Annotated in this window: 10 protein-coding genes; 1 reads left to right on the forward strand and 9 read right to left on the reverse strand. The window is 53.9% G+C overall.

Annotated features, from left to right (window positions below):
• Window positions 1-78: 78 nt before the first annotated feature.
• The 9 genes from gltB to JQR86_RS16010 form a co-directional block, all read right to left on the reverse strand.
• Window positions 79-4,527, reverse strand: coding sequence for a glutamate synthase large subunit (gene gltB / locus JQR86_RS15970; protein ID WP_434153884.1), 4,449 nt, complete (start codon window positions 4,525-4,527; stop codon window positions 79-81).
• Window positions 4,528-4,741: 214 nt separating this feature from the next.
• Window positions 4,742-6,346 carry an SPOR domain-containing protein gene (locus JQR86_RS15975; protein WP_434153885.1) on the reverse strand — a complete coding sequence of 535 codons (1,605 nt, stop codon included), beginning with the start codon at window positions 6,344-6,346 and terminating at the stop codon, window positions 4,742-4,744.
• 10 nt (window positions 6,347-6,356) lie between these two features.
• Window positions 6,357-7,460 carry a 3-dehydroquinate synthase gene (aroB, locus tag JQR86_RS15980; protein ID WP_407362836.1) on the reverse strand — a complete coding sequence of 368 codons (1,104 nt, stop codon included), beginning with the start codon at window positions 7,458-7,460 and terminating at the stop codon, window positions 6,357-6,359.
• 49 nt (window positions 7,461-7,509) lie between these two features.
• A complete protein-coding gene (aroK, locus tag JQR86_RS15985; RefSeq protein WP_219650794.1) occupies window positions 7,510-8,028 on the reverse strand; it encodes a shikimate kinase AroK in 519 nt (172 codons plus the stop codon).
• 5 nt (window positions 8,029-8,033) lie between these two features.
• Window positions 8,034-10,163, reverse strand: coding sequence for a type IV pilus secretin PilQ (gene pilQ / locus JQR86_RS15990; protein WP_407362835.1), 2,130 nt, complete (start codon window positions 10,161-10,163; stop codon window positions 8,034-8,036).
• Between the two features lie 9 nt (window positions 10,164-10,172).
• Window positions 10,173-10,697, reverse strand: a complete 525-nt coding sequence (gene pilP / locus JQR86_RS15995; RefSeq protein ID WP_407362834.1) for a type 4a pilus biogenesis lipoprotein PilP — start codon at window positions 10,695-10,697, stop codon at window positions 10,173-10,175.
• On the reverse strand, window positions 10,694-11,317 hold the full coding sequence (pilO, locus tag JQR86_RS16000; RefSeq protein ID WP_010797032.1) for a type 4a pilus biogenesis protein PilO: 624 nt from the start codon (window positions 11,315-11,317) through the stop codon (window positions 10,694-10,696). Before pilO ends, pilP begins: the two co-directional genes overlap by 4 nt.
• Window positions 11,314-11,901 (reverse strand): PilN domain-containing protein, encoded by a 588-nt coding sequence (locus JQR86_RS16005; protein WP_010797031.1) that lies wholly within the window; start codon window positions 11,899-11,901, stop codon window positions 11,314-11,316. Before JQR86_RS16005 ends, pilO begins: the two co-directional genes overlap by 4 nt.
• Window positions 11,901-12,965, reverse strand: coding sequence for a pilus assembly protein PilM (locus tag JQR86_RS16010; RefSeq protein WP_407362833.1), 1,065 nt, complete (start codon window positions 12,963-12,965; stop codon window positions 11,901-11,903). Before JQR86_RS16010 ends, JQR86_RS16005 begins: the two co-directional genes overlap by 1 nt.
• A gap of 181 nt (window positions 12,966-13,146) precedes the next feature.
• Between JQR86_RS16010 and JQR86_RS16015 the strand changes: the two genes are divergently transcribed.
• Window positions 13,147-15,573, forward strand: coding sequence for a penicillin-binding protein 1A (locus tag JQR86_RS16015; RefSeq protein WP_434153886.1), 2,427 nt, complete (start codon window positions 13,147-13,149; stop codon window positions 15,571-15,573).
• Window positions 15,574-15,608 lie beyond the last annotated feature (35 nt).

Consider the following 15,608-nt stretch of genomic DNA (forward strand, 5'->3'; position numbering starts at 1 on the left):
TCATGTCTCGCTGCTGCAGGAAAACTCACGGTCGCAACCAGCGCCTGACAAAGTGTCAGGCGCTGGTTGCCTATAGCATTACTGCGGATTTGCCCGAGTAGTGGATAACAGTGAGGCCAGGCTGGCAGCCTTGGGCTTCACCAACCAGAACTTACGGAAATAGTCATCCAGGTTTTCGAGCAGATGGTGTCCCCACTCACTGCCCGTTTCCTCGGCGTACTCGGTCAGCACGCGGCTCAGGTGACTGCGATAAGCCTCCATGGCCTCGTTGCTGATACGCTGAATTTCCACGAGTTCATGGTTAACACGGTCAACAAAGCTGTTATCCATGTCCAGCACGTAGGCGAAGCCGCCTGTCATACCGGAGCCGAAGTTGTAACCCGTCTTGCCCAGAACGCAGATGAAGCCACCGGTCATATATTCGCAGCAGTGATCACCGGTTCCCTCGACGACCGCATGGGCACCAGAGTTACGAACACCAAATCGCTCGCCCGCGGTACCCGCCGCAAACAGTTTGCCACCCGTGGCACCATACAAGCAGGTGTTACCAATGATGGCCGACTCCTGACTCTTGAAGGCGCTACCCTTGGGCGGAGTGATGACCAGCTTGCCGCCTGTCATACCCTTGCCCACATAATCGTTGGCGTCACCCTCAAGATAGAGGTTCAGGCCACCGGCATTCCATACGCCAAAGCTCTGTCCTGCCGTTCCTGTAAAGCGGAACGTGATAGGCGCCGACGTCATACCCTGGTTGCCATGCTGACGAGCAATCTCACCGGATACACGTGCGCCAATGGAGCGGTCACAGTTGCTTACCTTCAGACTGAACTCACCGCCCGTCTTACCTTCGATAGCTGACTGGGCCAGGCGGACCATTTCCTCAGCCAGGAGACCCTGGTCAAATGGCGGGTTCTTCTCAACAAGGCAGTGCTGGGGCTTGTCTGCCGGAATATGGTCGCTACCCAGAAGTGGCGTCAGATCAAGGTTGTGCTGCTTGGCCGTTTCGCCAGGCAGGATCTCTAACAGATCGGTACGGCCGATCAACTCACCCAAGCTTCTTACACCCAGGCGCGCCAGCCACTCGCGTGTTTCTTCTGCCACAAAGGTGAAGAAGTTGGTTACCATCTCAACGGTACCGATGAAATGGTTCTTGCGCAGCTTATCGTTTTGGGTTGCCACGCCGGTAGCGCAGTTGTTCAGGTGACAGATACGCAGGTACTTACAACCCAATGCAATCATCGGCGCGGTACCAAAGCCAAAGCTTTCTGCACCTAGAATCGCCGCCTTGATCACGTCGAGGCCGGTTTTGAGACCGCCATCGGTCTGTACGCGAACCTTTCCACGCAGGTCATTGCCACGCAATGTCTGATGCGCCTCGGCCAGTCCCAACTCCCAAGGACTGCCCGCATACTTGATAGACGTCACTGGTGATGCACCTGTACCACCGTCATAGCCGGAGATGGTAATCAGATCGGCATAAGCCTTGGCGACACCGGCCGCTACCGTACCAACGCCAGGCTCCGATACCAGTTTAACGGACACCAGCGCCTTTGGATTGACCTGCTTGAGATCAAAGATCAGCTGGGCCAAGTCCTCAATCGAGTAGATATCGTGATGGGGCGGAGGGGAAATCAGGGTTACGCCCGGTACGGCATAGCGCAACTGAGCGATCAGGCCATTCACCTTGCCGCCCGGCAACTGGCCACCTTCGCCCGGCTTGGCGCCCTGGGCCACCTTGATTTGCAGGACTTCGGCATTGACCAGGTATTCTGGTGTTACACCGAAACGTCCCGTGGCTACTTGCTTAATCTTGGAGCTTTTCAGCGTGCCGTAACGCGCCGGGTCTTCACCGCCCTCACCCGAGTTAGAGCGGCCGCCCAAGCGGTTCATTGCCTCGGCCAGTGCCTCATGCGCCTCTGGAGACAGGGCACCGAGCGAGATACCGGCGGCATCGAAACGCTTGAAAATGCTTTCCAGCGGCTCGACTTCTTCAAGCGCCAGCGGCGTGTCGCTGACCTTAACCTTGAGCAGGTCACGAATCATGGCTACGGGACGCTGGTCAACCAGGGCGGAATACTCACGGAACCGTGCATAGTCGCCTTGCTGAACAGCTGCCTGGAGCAGATTGACAACATCCGGGTTATACGCGTGATATTCACCACCGTAGACATACTTCAGCAAGCCGCCCTGCTGGATCGGCTTACGGTTGCTCCAGGCTTCGTTCGCCAGCAGCTTCTGCTCGACCTCAATGTCGGCAAAGCGGGCGCCCTGTATGCGGCTGGTGACGCCCGGGAAGCATAGATCCGTCACCTCACTGGACAAACCAACCGCCTCAAACAACTGGGCGCCACGGTAGGAAGCCACAGTGGAAATGCCCATCTTGGACAGGATTTTCAGCAGCCCTTTGGTGATTCCCTTGCGGTAGTACTTGAAGACCTCATAAAGATCACCCAGGACTTCGCCCGTACGGATCAGGTCACCCAATACCTCATAGGCCAGGAAGGGATAAACCGCTGTCGCGCCAAAACCAATCAGTACCGCAAAGTGATGAGGATCGCGGGCAGTTGCGGTTTCAACCAGGATGTTGCAGTCGGTGCGCAAGCCAGTGTGCACCAGGCGGTGATGAACAGCACCTACTGCCAGGGACGCATGCACAGGCAGCTTGCCCGGCTCGATTGCACGGTCCGACAGTACAATCAGGACTTTTCCTGCACGAACCGCTTCCTCGGCCTGATCGGCAATATTTCGTACCGCCGCTTCCAGCCCCACGCTTTCATCATAGTTGAGATCAATGACGAAACGATCAAACCCGGGACGCTCCAGCGTCATCAGGGTACGCCACTTGGCGGGCGATATAACCGGCGAACTCAGGATTGCGCGGTTGGCATGTTCGGCCGTCTCCTCGAACACGTTGCGCTCGGCACCTAGACAAGTCTCGAGCGACATGACAATGGCTTCACGCAGAGGGTCGATAGGCGGGTTGGTCACCTGCGCAAACTGCTGACGGAAGTAGTCATAGTTCGAACGGATACGCTTGGACAGCACGGCCATCGGTGTATCGTCACCCATGGAACCGACGGCTTCCTGCCCCTGCTCGGCCAATGGACGCAGCACCTGATCGCGTTCTTCGAACGTGACCTGGAACATTTTCATGTACTGACGCAGACGATCCGAATCGTAGAAAGGCGATCCATGATCCTTATCGTCCAATGTAGCCTGAATACGCAGGGCATTCTTGCGCAGCCACTGCTTATAAGGATGGCGTGATTTCAGACGGTTATCGATATCATCTGCCTCAAGCACCTGTCCGGTTTCGGTATCGACCGCGAGGATCTGACCCGGACCGACACGTCCCTTGGCAATCACGTCACTGGGTTCGTAATCCCAGACACCCACTTCCGAGGCCAGGGTGATATAGCCATTCTTGGTTGTTACCCAGCGGGCAGGACGCAAGCCGTTGCGATCAAGCAGGCAGACGGCATAGCGCCCGTCTGTCAAGACAACTCCAGCCGGACCATCCCATGGCTCCATGTGCATGGAGTTGAATTCATAGAATGCGCGAAGCCCTGAGTCCATCGTTTCGACGTTCTGCCAGGCTGGCGGAATGATCATGCGCACGGCACGGAACAGGTCCATTCCGCCGGTCACCAGCAATTCGAGCATGTTATCCATGCTTGAGGAGTCGGACCCTACGGTATTGACCAAATCACCCAGGCTATCCAGGTCAGGAAGTAGCTCATTGACAAACTTGGTACGCCGCGCTCGGGCCCAGTTACGGTTGCCCGTGATGGTATTGATCTCGCCATTGTGCGCCAGATAGCGGAATGGCTGCGCCAACGGCCACTTGGGCAGCGTGTTGGTCGAGAAGCGCTGATGGAACACGCAAATGGCAGTCTGCAAACGTTCATCGCCGAGGTCCGGGAAAAACGCAGCCAGATCTGCTGGCATCATCAAGCCTTTATAGATGATGACCTTACTGGACAAACTGCAGACATAATGCTCCGCATCGTTCTTGTTCAATACCGAAGAACGGCGGCGGGATGTGAATAACTTTACGGCGAACTGCTGATCATCGAGACCTTCGCCGCTAATGAATACCTGCTCGATCTTAGGTAGGCGTTCAAGCGCCAAAGGTCCTAATACAGAGGTATCCACGGGAACCTTGCGCCACCCGACCACGGTAAGGCCAGCAGCAGCAAATTCGGAATTCATGTGGTTTCTGGCCACATCGGCCTTTTGGTCGTCCTGATTGAGGAAAACCATGCCAACGGCGTATTGGGCGGGTAGCTCAACGCCGAATGTTTCTAAAGCGACAGCGCGAAGGAACGCGTCGGGCTTTTGTATCAACAGACCGCAACCGTCGCCGGTTTTGCCGTCTGCATTGATACCGCCGCGATGCGTCATACAGGTCAGGGCCTCGATGGCCGTTTGCAGCAAATGGTGACTCGCCTGGCCCTGCATATGGGCAATCAGGCCGAAGCCGCAGTTATCCTTGAACGTTTCAGGATTGTACAGGCCTGCTTTCATGGGAACTCTCACCGGCAATCTATTTCTAGTCAATCCACTTGTCACTGCCAGGCGCTTGGGCACGCTACTTTTACGGCAGGCAAAGGGATGACATTGTATACCGGATATCAGAACAAGACAAAGTTTTTGTCGCGATCCTGAATCTTAGAGTCCTAAAAATGAAATACGCCCATGTCGCAAAATGATATATGCAACATGGGCGCTGTCTAAAGAATTATCGCGTTGAAGCGATATCCTGCTGGATGCTGGCAAACGTGCGAGGCCATGGCTTGGCCGACTGAACCTTGGCAGGCAATTGTTTCACAGCTGCCTCAGCTGCCGCACGGTTAGCGAAACTACCATAGGTCACAACATAAAGCGCCTTACCTTGGTACTGCTTTTTGAAATAACGATAATTGGCGCTATCGCTTTGCTGCTGAATAAAGGCTTGCGCACTGCTTTCAGAGCTGGTTCCTAACACCTGAAGCGCATAGTGCGTTCCACCCTGAGTGCTGTACCAGCCACCGCCATTGCCCTGAGCTGTCTTGGGTGTTTCCTGAGCTGCAGACTTTGCCGGCGCAGGCTTGGGCTCAACCTTGACTTCAGGCTTGACCGGCGCAGAAGCAACCTGTCTGGGTGTTGTATGTACAGGCTCGGCTGGAGCAGGCGTTGCGGCCGGCGCCAGGGGACGCGTTGGAGCCGTTACACTGACAGGCGCCTGGGCAGAAGGCATCTCAGCTGGCGTTGAGGAAAAATCGTCTTCGCCAGACTGAATAGAGCCGCTCACGCCATTGCCTTCAGACTCCTCCTGCCCTGCTGCCTGAGCCAGCGGCTCACGGATGACGGGCTGAGCCTCACCGACCAAAGGCAACGGCAAAGGCTGGGAAGAACCATCGAACTTAATTGCCGTTCCCGACTTGCCATCCCCTTGGGATTGTTCGGTCCCGTCAGTCGAGGCCATCTTGGGCGATGAATCATTACCCTTCATGAGCAACGCCGCCAAGACACCGACAGCGATGACTGCCACAATGATCAGGTGCTTGCGAGGCAGGTTAGCCAATAGCTGTTGACCACCCTTGAATTTGCTACCACCACCGCCACGCTGACTCAGCATACCGCTGATCAACACGTCTCGCGCAGCTTCGTTGATCTCCCCCGGCCATCCACCGGAGGTCTGATGAATGGTCTCGATCTGCTCTGGCGTAAAAATATCAATACTTTGGCCAGCACCTTCCAGGCGCTGCGCCAGATACCCTTGAGTTTCCTCTTCGGTATAAGGCAAAAGCTCGATGGCGTGGTAGCGCTCCTCGCCTTGCGCAAGGCTTTCCAGCTTGCCTGTCAGCTCGGCATCCCCAAACAGGAATACATGAGGGCGATTCTTCTCATCACCTTCTGCCAATGCCAACAGGGCTTCCAGTGCGTCATCATCCAGCTCATGGGCATCGTCGACCAGAAAATAGACTTCCTGGCCAGTCAATGTCACTTGACCAACCTGAGATAGCACCGCTTCGATGCTCGCTTGAGGCGTGCCCAATCCCTGACTTAACTTGCGCAATAGTGTGTTCTTGTCCTGCACCTCACGTGCCGACACGACAACATTATGGACCGCATCCTTTTTGGTACTGGCAACAAGCGCCTGTCTCAGCAAGGTTTTCCCGCTTCCGGTAGGCCCTGTTACCGCAAGCAGAAGATGGCTATAGCGAGCAAGATGATGTAGCTGCCCGAGAACCGTTTTGCGCTGGGCAGGATAAAACTTGAATCCTGGCACGCGTGGCGCAAAAGGATCGTGAGTAAATTCGTAATGGCCGAGGAAGGCCTCGTCGGCATGCAGACTGGACATAAGACTTCTTTCAATCTCCGAGCTGTTCCGCCAAAGCCTGATAATCGGCACTTAGCGTCTGCTTGAGGGTGTCATAAGGGAAATCACTGGTTACCACGGCCTCGCCCAACCGCTTGAGCAGCACAAGGCGCAACTGGCCATCCAGAACCTTTTTATCAACCGCCATGTATTTCATGAAATCGTCAGGCGACATGCTAGCAGGAGGAACGACAGGAAGCCCCGCACGCTTGAATAACCGTAGGGCTCGAATCTGATCATCACGGCTCAGCCAACCCAGACGACAAGACATTTCCAGCGCCATCGCCGTACCGGCAGCAACCGCCTCACCATGCAGCCATGAGCCATACCCCTGGTGCGCCTCGATTGCATGCCCAAACGTATGCCCCAAGTTCAGCGTGGCTCGAATGCCGGACTCCCGCTCATCCGCGCCAACTACATCAGCCTTCGCTGCACAGGAGCGCTCTATAGCCTCGCTCAGCCTGGATTGATCCAGCAAGCGTAATTGATCGATGCTTTCTTCCAGCCATACCAGGAAAGGCTCATCGCAGATCAATCCATACTTGATGACTTCAGCAAGCCCAGCTGACAGCTCACGTTCAGGTAGCGTAACAAGGCTGGAGGTATCGATCACTACAGCCTTAGGTTGATAGAACGCGCCTACCATATTCTTGCCAAGCGGATGATTGATTCCGGTTTTACCCCCCACGGAGGAATCCACCTGTGACAACAGAGTGGTTGGAACCTGAATGAAATCAACGCCCCGTTGATAACATGCGGCTGCAAACCCTGCCATGTCACCGATCACACCCCCGCCCAGGGCAATGATAGTGGTGGCACGGTCATGTTTGTCCTCAAGCAAGGCATCAAAGATTTTTTGTAGAACTTCCCATGTCTTATAGCGCTCTCCATCAGGCAGCACGACAGCGGTTACTTCTTTACCCTGCAGTGTGGCTTTGAGCTTTTCCAAATAAAGAGGCGCTACCGTCTCGTTGGTAACGACGGCGACCTTTCGGCCTTTTATGTAGGGCAGAATGTACTGCTGCTGGGACAGCACGTCCTGACCTATGAAGATGGGATAACTACGCTCGCCCAAATTGACGTTTAGTGTTCGCATAAATCCCCCCAATGAAAGGCCGCTAGGATAACGCAGAACGCCAGAGCCTTTAACGAGGGATGAGTGCTTTTAAACGCTCAAGTATTTGCTGAACGACCAGTCGAGGGGGCCGCTCGTCCGTTTCTATGATGGTAGTCGCTATCTCACGATAGAGCGGATCGCGAATGGCCATCAGATTACGCAAGACCTGCGCAGGATCAGGCGTCTGCAAAAGGGGGCGGTTCCGATCACGGGCCGTTCTTTCGATCTGCTGCTCGACGGAGGCATGTAAATAGATTACATGCCCGCTTGCTTTCAGGATGCGCCTGTTATCTTCATGCAGTACCGAGCCGCCTCCGGTAGCAAGCACCAGCCCTGATGATTTACAAAGGTCCTCCAGAACCAGGCGCTCCCGCTCACGGAAACCCTGCTCTCCCTCGACGTCAAAAATCCAGGGAATATTAGCCCCGGTCCGCTGTTCGATTTCTCTGTCAGCGTCTTTGAACGGGAGATGAAGCTCTTTGGCGAGCAAGCGCCCGATGGTGCTTTTACCAGCACCCATCGGGCCCACGAGAAACACATTCAGCACTTCGATCAACGACCAACGGCAATAGCTTGGTTGTTCATGATACGCGGAGTGAGGAAGACAAGCAGCTCTACTTTTTCATCAGTCACCGAGTCACGTCGGAACAGGCGTCCAACGTAAGGTACATCACCTAACAGAGGCACTTTACTTGTTGACTTGCTTTGTGTGTTCGAGAAAACACCCCCAATTACAATAGTCTCACCATCAGCTACCAAGACTTTGGCATTTACTTCGTTCTTGGAAATAGGTGGAGCGCCATTACCTAGGCGATTTTGATAATCAGGAGCATCCTTGTTTACCTTAACCTCCATGATGATTCGATTATCAGGCGTGATCTGAGGCGTTACCTCCAAGGAAAGCGCTGCCTCCTTGAAGGATGTACTGGTCGCACCGCTCGAACTGGCCTCCTGATACGGAATTTCAGTACCACGCAAGATTTTTGCGGTTTCCTTATCTGAAGTGACCACCTTGGGTTGAGAAACTATCTCACCGTTGCCACTAGCTTCCATGGCAGACAGCTGAAGATCCAATGTTGTGCTACCAGTCAGGAATCCAATTCCAATACCGGACGTCGCATTCCCCACACCCAAATCTACAAAAGGTGAGGTTGTGCCAGTGGTAGAAGAGCTAGCTCCCCCACTAATGGTAAAGTTGCCATTACCTGAGCGAGAGCCAGACCAATTAACGCCTAACTGCTTGTTGTAGTTGACATTTGCCTCAACAATTCGTGCCTCGATCATTACCTGGCGAACCGGGATGTCGAGCTGGGAGACAATCCGTCTCAGCTCATCCAGGCGATCCTGGGTTTGATAGGCAATGATGCTGTTTGTCCGATCGTCAACGGTAATGGAGCCACGCTCGCTTTGTCCGGCATCAGCCTTAGTAACCGACTGGAACAGCTTGGCCATATCGGCAGCCTTGGCGTAATTAACCTGGATCAGCTCTCTGCGTAGCGGCGCCAGTTCTTGGATCTGCTTCTGTGATTCCAGCTCCTGACGTTCACGCGCCGCAATTTCATCCGCTGGCGCAATCAACAATACGTTGCCTATTTGCCGCTTATCGAGTCCCTTGGTTTTCAGAACAAGATCAAGTGCCTGATCCCACGGCACGTTCTGCAGGCGCAGCGTGATATTGCCCTGTACGGTGTCGCTGGCCACCAAGTTCAAACCGGTGAAGTCAGCAATCAACTGAAGGACCGAGCGAACATCAATATCCTGGAAGTTCAGGGATAGCTTTTCACCGGTATAGGTGAAACGCTCAGCGGCACGCTGTTCCTTTTCCTTGGCAGTCAGTGGCTTGACGCTAATGGTCAGCTTGTTATCTGTCTGGTAGGCCAGATAGTCATATACGGCTGTAGGCTCAATTGTAATGACCGTGTCACCAGCCTGACTTGAGGCGTTTACAAACTGTACTGGCGTAGCAAAGTCTTTGACGTCAAGCCGAACACGTAGAGCATCAGGGAGCTGCGTCTTGCCGAAGTTAAGGCGAATCTTTCCACCCTGCTCCTGTATGTCAGGGCTGATACCTGTTTCTGAAAGGTCAATGATAACGTTACCTTCTCCATCATCACCTCGCTTGAAGTCGATATTCCTGATGGCTTTCCCAGCCACTCTCGGCACGCTGGAAAAGACACGGCCGGCAGGGTTGGTTGCAGGCGCTGGGGCTTGCGCAGCACCGGAGCGCGGCAAGGATGGTGCCGGGACAGAAGCACTAGTCGTACGAGCAGCCTGGTCGCCGCCAATGACAACGAACAGGTCGTTACCCTGAACGCGGGTCGAGTAAGGCGCCAATGCAGTCAGGTTCACGATAAGGCGCGTGCGGTCACCCGCCTCGACTATGGTAACGCTTCTGGCATTCCCCGATCCCAACTCCTTGTTGCGAGCGCCTAGCTTGTTATTAACGCCAGGCAGATCCAAAGCGATGCGCGCAGGTTGCTCAATGGTATAGCCCTTGGGGGCTGTCACTGGCTGATCGAACGATAGTTTGAGTTCGACTCTGTCGCCCGGCAAAGAGGCCACGTTCATGGCCTTGAGATCTGCCGCCAGCAGCAAAGAGGGACAGATTCCGCTCAAGAGTATGGCCAGCGTGAGGGCACTCTTCCCTGAGACCCTTTGTAGAATAGTTTTGTGCAACATCATGCCCCGTCCTTAAGAACTCTCTATTAGCGAAAGAGTACGGGGTCTTTCGAGCCAGCCGCCCTCTCCATCAGGAACGATCTCAATCACATCAATCTGACTTTCGGTAATGGAAACGATACGCCCATCGTTTCTACCCAGATAATCCCCCACCTTGACGCGGTGAACTCCTCCAGCTCCCTTGATCAAGGCAAAACGACCTGATGCATTGGAAAGCGTGCCCACCATCTGGAAGGTTTCAATATTGAATCCTTCCAGAAATTGTTTCGGCCTGGTTTCATCAGGCTTGATGTTCTTTGATCCTCTTTGCTTCGCCGTTAAATCAATTTTTATAGGTGGCTGGAATGGGCTGCGCATATCAGCCGCGCCATAAGCAAATGGCTCATAAGGCTGAAACTGGGGCAATGGCTCTATACTCCCCTTCGGCCTTGCCCGAACTTCATCCATATAACTTTGAAGATCGGACACATCATCCCCACCACCGCACCCTGACAGCGCAGCAAGCAAAAGCCCACACAACAGAATTCGGGCTCTCATTGGTGCAATCCCTTGTCGTTATAGCGATACGTCTTGGCCAGAATGTTCATTCGCAGCTGCGCTCCGCTGTCAGGCGATACACGGCTGATATCGAAATCATGCAACGTCACGATACGCGGCAGACTTGAGGCACTGCTGACAAACGTCGCCAGATCGTGATAGCTCCCCACCACCGTAATCTGGATGGGCAACTCAACGTAGAACTGCTGTACGTTTTCAGGAAGCAAACGAATCTGCTCGAACTCAAGACCGCTTTTCAACCCGGTACGCGTAATATCCTCGAGCAGTGCAGGCACCTCTGTATCGCTGGGCAACTGACGCAGCATGGCACCAAATGACTCCTCCATTTCAGTCATCTGAACCTTGTAGGCATCCAGGTTAGCGGCTTGAAATGCCTTGCTCCCAAACTGCTGCTTGAGGGTTTCTTCCTGAGCCTGCTTGCTTTCCAGCTCTGTCTGCATGTCCTTCAGATAGAAGTTATAGCCTAGCGCCAGCACCACAGCGACAATCAGAATGCAGGTAATCACCTTGGCTGCTGGGGGCCATGCACCCAGGTTATCCATATCAAGATCATTCAGATCGATCTTGCGAAGGCTTGCCAGAGTATCGGCCAAACTCATGACTTACCTCCTTGTGCGGGCACCGCAGGCGTTGGCACAGCCGGCTTTGTCTGTTTTACCGTCATTTGGAAGGCATTGTTCTGGTCAACTGCACCTGACGTCAGCGCCTTGACCTCTGTCAGATTAGGCGAAGCCAGCCATTCGGAATTTTCGAAGTTACGCATAAGGTTGGAAACACGGTTGTTGGACTCCGCTTCACCAACAATGGAAATGGTATCGCCCTGCATTTTAAGACCAGTAAAATACACGCCATCCGGCAACGTACGTACCAACTGATCAAACACATGGCCAATGACAGGCCTGTTGCCCTGCAAGTCCTGAATAATCTTCATTCGCTCAAGGAGCTGCTGTCTGCGTGTTTTCAGCTCACTGATTTCCTTGATGCGAGAGTCCAGAACGGCAATTTCGCCTTGTATATAGGCATTACGGGCGTCCTGGTTCTCAATTGCAGAGGTAAAGTACTTATCACCTAGAAAGATGATTGCGGCCGACAAGACAAACATCCCGCCAATAACCACCAGAAAGCGCTTCTTGCGCTCTTCCCTTAGCTGTTCACGCCAAGGTAACAGGTTAATATGGGCCATCAGTCGAAGCTCCTCATAGCCAGACCGCAGGCAATCATGAGCGCCGGAGCGTCGCTGGCCAGAGCACTTGCATTGACTTTGCTATTTAGCGTCATATCAGCAAACGGATTAGCAACTAGGGTCGGAGTGCCAATTTTCTGTTGGATCAGCCGATCCAGGCCGGAAATTGACGCAGTTCCTCCCGCAAGCAAGATATAGTCCACATCATTGTATTGTCCGGCTGCAAAGAAGAATTGCAGTGAGCGGGCAACCTGCTGGACAACCGCATCCCGGAAGGGGGTCAATACTTCGACCTGATAATCATCAGGCAGTCCACCCTGCTTTTTGGCAAGACCGGCTTCCTCGACGGAGAGTCCGTAACGACGCTGGATTTCTTCGGTCAGCTGCCGTCCGCCAAAGAGCTGCTCGCGCGTATAAATGGTACGGCCATTATGCAGAACGCTAAGGGTAGTCATCGTGGCGCCAATATCAACAATCGCAACCGTCAATTCATCGACATTACCGCCTAGCTGCCCGGCCATTAGCGTATAAGCACGCTCAAGAGCATAAGCTTCTACATCAATAACCTTGGCGGAAAGCCCGGCCAACGCTAACGCGGCCTCACGAACTTCAACGTTCTCCTTGCGACATGCCGCAAGGAGCACTTCAACACGGCCTGGATTACGCGCCGACTGGCCTTGAACCTCGAAGTCAATCGCCACTTCCTCAAGGGGATAAGGAATATACTGATCCGCCTCAAGCTTGATCTGGTTTTCAAGCTCGTCATCCGAAAGACCCGCATCCATTTCGATGGTCTTTGCAATAACAGCCGAACCCGCTACCGCCACTGCTGCATTTCGAGCATTCGTTCGAGCCTTGGCCAGAACCCGGCCCAGCGCTTGCCCTACGCCTTCAAGCTCGGCAATGTTCTTTTCCACCACGGCGTTCGGCGGCAACGGCTCAACGGCATAGGCTTCGACCCTATACCGTCCACCAGCACGACTCAGCTCAAGCAACTTGACAGACGTTGAGCTGATATCGATTCCCAGTAGCGTATTCGTCTTCTTTTTGAATAGCCCTAGCACAACAGTTTCCCTATCTGTATTCGCCACGCATTGGGCGATTCGTATTCATCGGCATTAGCTGGCAGACTTGACATACGCGCAAATAGCGATCTGTCCCAAAAACTGCCTATAATGCGCCTACTTCTTGGCTCGCAAAATTGTTGCCAGATTCACTTCTTTATAGCTGAAAAAGCCATATCCAATGCGTTTGTTAAAATTTATCTGGTGGTCTTGCCTTGGCATCGTCTGCAGCGTCTTTCTTGGGCTTAGCGGCGCCTTCCTCTACCTTAGCCCGAGCCTACCCTCGGTAGATGCCCTGCGGAACGTGCAGTTGCAGATCCCCCTTCGCATTTACAGCGCAGATGGAAAGCTGATTGCCGAATTTGGAGAAATGCGGCGCTCGCCTTTACGTTTCTCCGAAATCCCTCCAGATTTCATCCATGCGCTGCTTTCGGCTGAGGACGACAATTTTGCCAACCACTACGGTGTAGACGTTAAAAGTCTGATGCGTGCCGTAGCGCAATTGGTCAAAACAGGTCACATTCAGACCGGCGGCAGCACCATCACCATGCAGGTGGCCAAGAACTATTTCCTGACCAGCGAACGCAGTTTTTCACGTAAATTCACCGAGATACTGTTGGCCTTGCAAATTGAGCGCCAGCTTACAAAGGATGAAATTCTGCAGCTCTATGTCAACAAGATTTATCTGGGCAACCGCGCCTATGGAATCGAGGCCGCTGCACAGGTGTACTACGGCAAATCAATCAATGAGCTGACGCTAGCCCAAAAAGCGATGATTGCCGGCCTGCCAAAAGCACCGTCACGCTATAACCCGATCGTAAACCCCGAGCGCAGCAAGGAGAGACGAAACTGGATTCTCGAGCGGATGCTAAAGCTGGGTTATATCGATCAGCGCGCCTACGAAACGGCCGTGGCTGAAGCTATCGACGCCTACCATCACGTCGCCGTACCGGAGCTCGCAGCGCCCTATGTCGCTGAGATGGCTCGAGCGGAAATGGTCGGACGGTATGGTAGCGATGCCTATACAGAGGGTCATAAGGTTACGACGACTATCGATAGCCACCTGCAGAACGTTGCCAATGCCGCCGTGCGCAACGGCTTGATCGACTATGACCAGCGCCACGGCTATCGTGGAGCTGAAGCGCATTATCCGAACAAGTCGCGCAGTGAATGGTTAAACCTGCTGCAATCCCATCGTACTGTTGGAGGATTGGAGCCAGCCATCGTCACCCAGACCGAAAAAAGCGGCATATTGGTCCTGACAGCAAACGACAAGGAAGAAGCTATCGCTTGGGAAAACATGAAATGGGCTCGCCCTTATATCAGCGCCAATAGCATGGGACCCAAGCCGAATACGCCCAGCGATGTCGTTAAAGTAGGTGATCTGATCCGTATTTTGCGTCAAGAAGATGGCAGCTTACGGTTTGTTCAGGTCCCCAAGGCCCAAAGCGCGCTGGTATCGCTTGATCCACAAGACGGTGCCATTCAGGCCTTGGTGGGTGGATTCTCGTTCGAGCAGAGTAATTACAATCGTGCCATTCAGGCCCGCCGCCAGCCGGGCTCGAGCTTCAAACCGTTCATTTACAGTGCTGCACTGGATAAAGGCTATACCGCCGCCTCCCTCGTTAATGATGCACCTATCGTGTTTATGGACAGCAGCATGGACGAGGCGTGGCGTCCCAAGAACGATACGAACACCTTCTTGGGCCCTATACGCCTGCGTGAGGCACTGTATCGCTCGCGCAACCTGGTCTCCATTCGCCTTCTGCAGGCCATTGGTATCGATTATGCGATTAACTATGTAACCCGCTTCGGCTTTGAAAAGGATCTTCTGCCACGCAACCTTTCACTGGCGCTGGGTACACCCGGCCTTACGCCAATGGAAATTGCCAATGGTTGGACAGCTTTTGCAAACGGCGGCTACAAGGTCAACTCTTACATTATCTCGAAGGTTGAGAGTCGCGACGGACAACTGCTTTATCAGGCTAATCCGCCACGTGTTCCGCAGAAAGCGAATACTGCGGCAGCTGCCCCGGAGAATGTTCAGGTAACACCTGCCAGCGTAACCAACGCCGACGGCACGATGAGTCAGACACCTGCCATTGCACCGCAAATCATTGATCCGCGTAACGCCTATATCATGACCAGCATGCTGCAGGATGTGATCAAGCGCGGCACGGGTCGTCGAGCGCTTGAGCTGAAGCGCGGGGACTTAGCAGGTAAAACCGGAACGACAAACGACTCAAAAGACACATGGTTCTCCGGCTATAACGCTGATTACGTTACTACGGTATGGGTAGGCTTTGATCAGCCTGACACGCTGGGTCGTCATGAGTTTGGCGGTAATGTGGCACTTCCTATCTGGATGCAGTACATGGGCAGTGCTTTGGAAGGTAAACCCGACCACCTGCCAGCGGAACCACCGGGAATTGCCACACTGCGCATTGATCCTGTCAGTGGCCGAGCGGCTCCGCCTGGTACCCCTGACGCGTACTTTGAGCTGTTCAAGAATGAAGACACACCGCCGCCCATGGATGAGCTAGGCCCAGGCAGCTCGCCTGGCACGCCACTTCCGTCCGATGAGTCTGCCCCAATGGACCTATTCTAAAGGACAATAAAAAACCCCGCCTAAGCGGGGTTTTT

The sequence above is a fragment of the Pseudomonas sp. JZ134 genome, assembly GCF_051027695.1.
Taxonomy (GTDB): Bacteria; Pseudomonadota; Gammaproteobacteria; order Pseudomonadales; family Pseudomonadaceae; genus Chryseomonas; species Chryseomonas luteola.

What these genes read in the sequence shown, in the direction of transcription:
- gltB (WP_434153884.1), bottom strand. Translation starts at nt 4,527, where the DNA reads ATGAAAGCAGGCCTGTACAATCCTGAAACGTTCAAGGATAACTGCGGC.
- JQR86_RS15975 (WP_434153885.1), bottom strand. Translation starts at nt 6,346, where the DNA reads ATGTCCAGTCTGCATGCCGACGAGGCCTTCCTCGGCCATTACGAATTT.
- aroB (WP_407362836.1), bottom strand. Translation starts at nt 7,460, where the DNA reads ATGCGAACACTAAACGTCAATTTGGGCGAGCGTAGTTATCCCATCTTC.
- pilQ (WP_407362835.1), bottom strand. Translation starts at nt 10,163, where the DNA reads ATGATGTTGCACAAAACTATTCTACAAAGGGTCTCAGGGAAGAGTGCC.
- pilP (WP_407362834.1), bottom strand. Translation starts at nt 10,697, where the DNA reads ATGAGAGCCCGAATTCTGTTGTGTGGGCTTTTGCTTGCTGCGCTGTCA.
- pilO (WP_010797032.1), bottom strand. Translation starts at nt 11,317, where the DNA reads ATGAGTTTGGCCGATACTCTGGCAAGCCTTCGCAAGATCGATCTGAAT.
- JQR86_RS16005 (WP_010797031.1), bottom strand. Translation starts at nt 11,901, where the DNA reads ATGGCCCATATTAACCTGTTACCTTGGCGTGAACAGCTAAGGGAAGAG.
- JQR86_RS16015 (WP_434153886.1), top strand. Translation starts at nt 13,147, where the DNA reads ATGCGTTTGTTAAAATTTATCTGGTGGTCTTGCCTTGGCATCGTCTGC.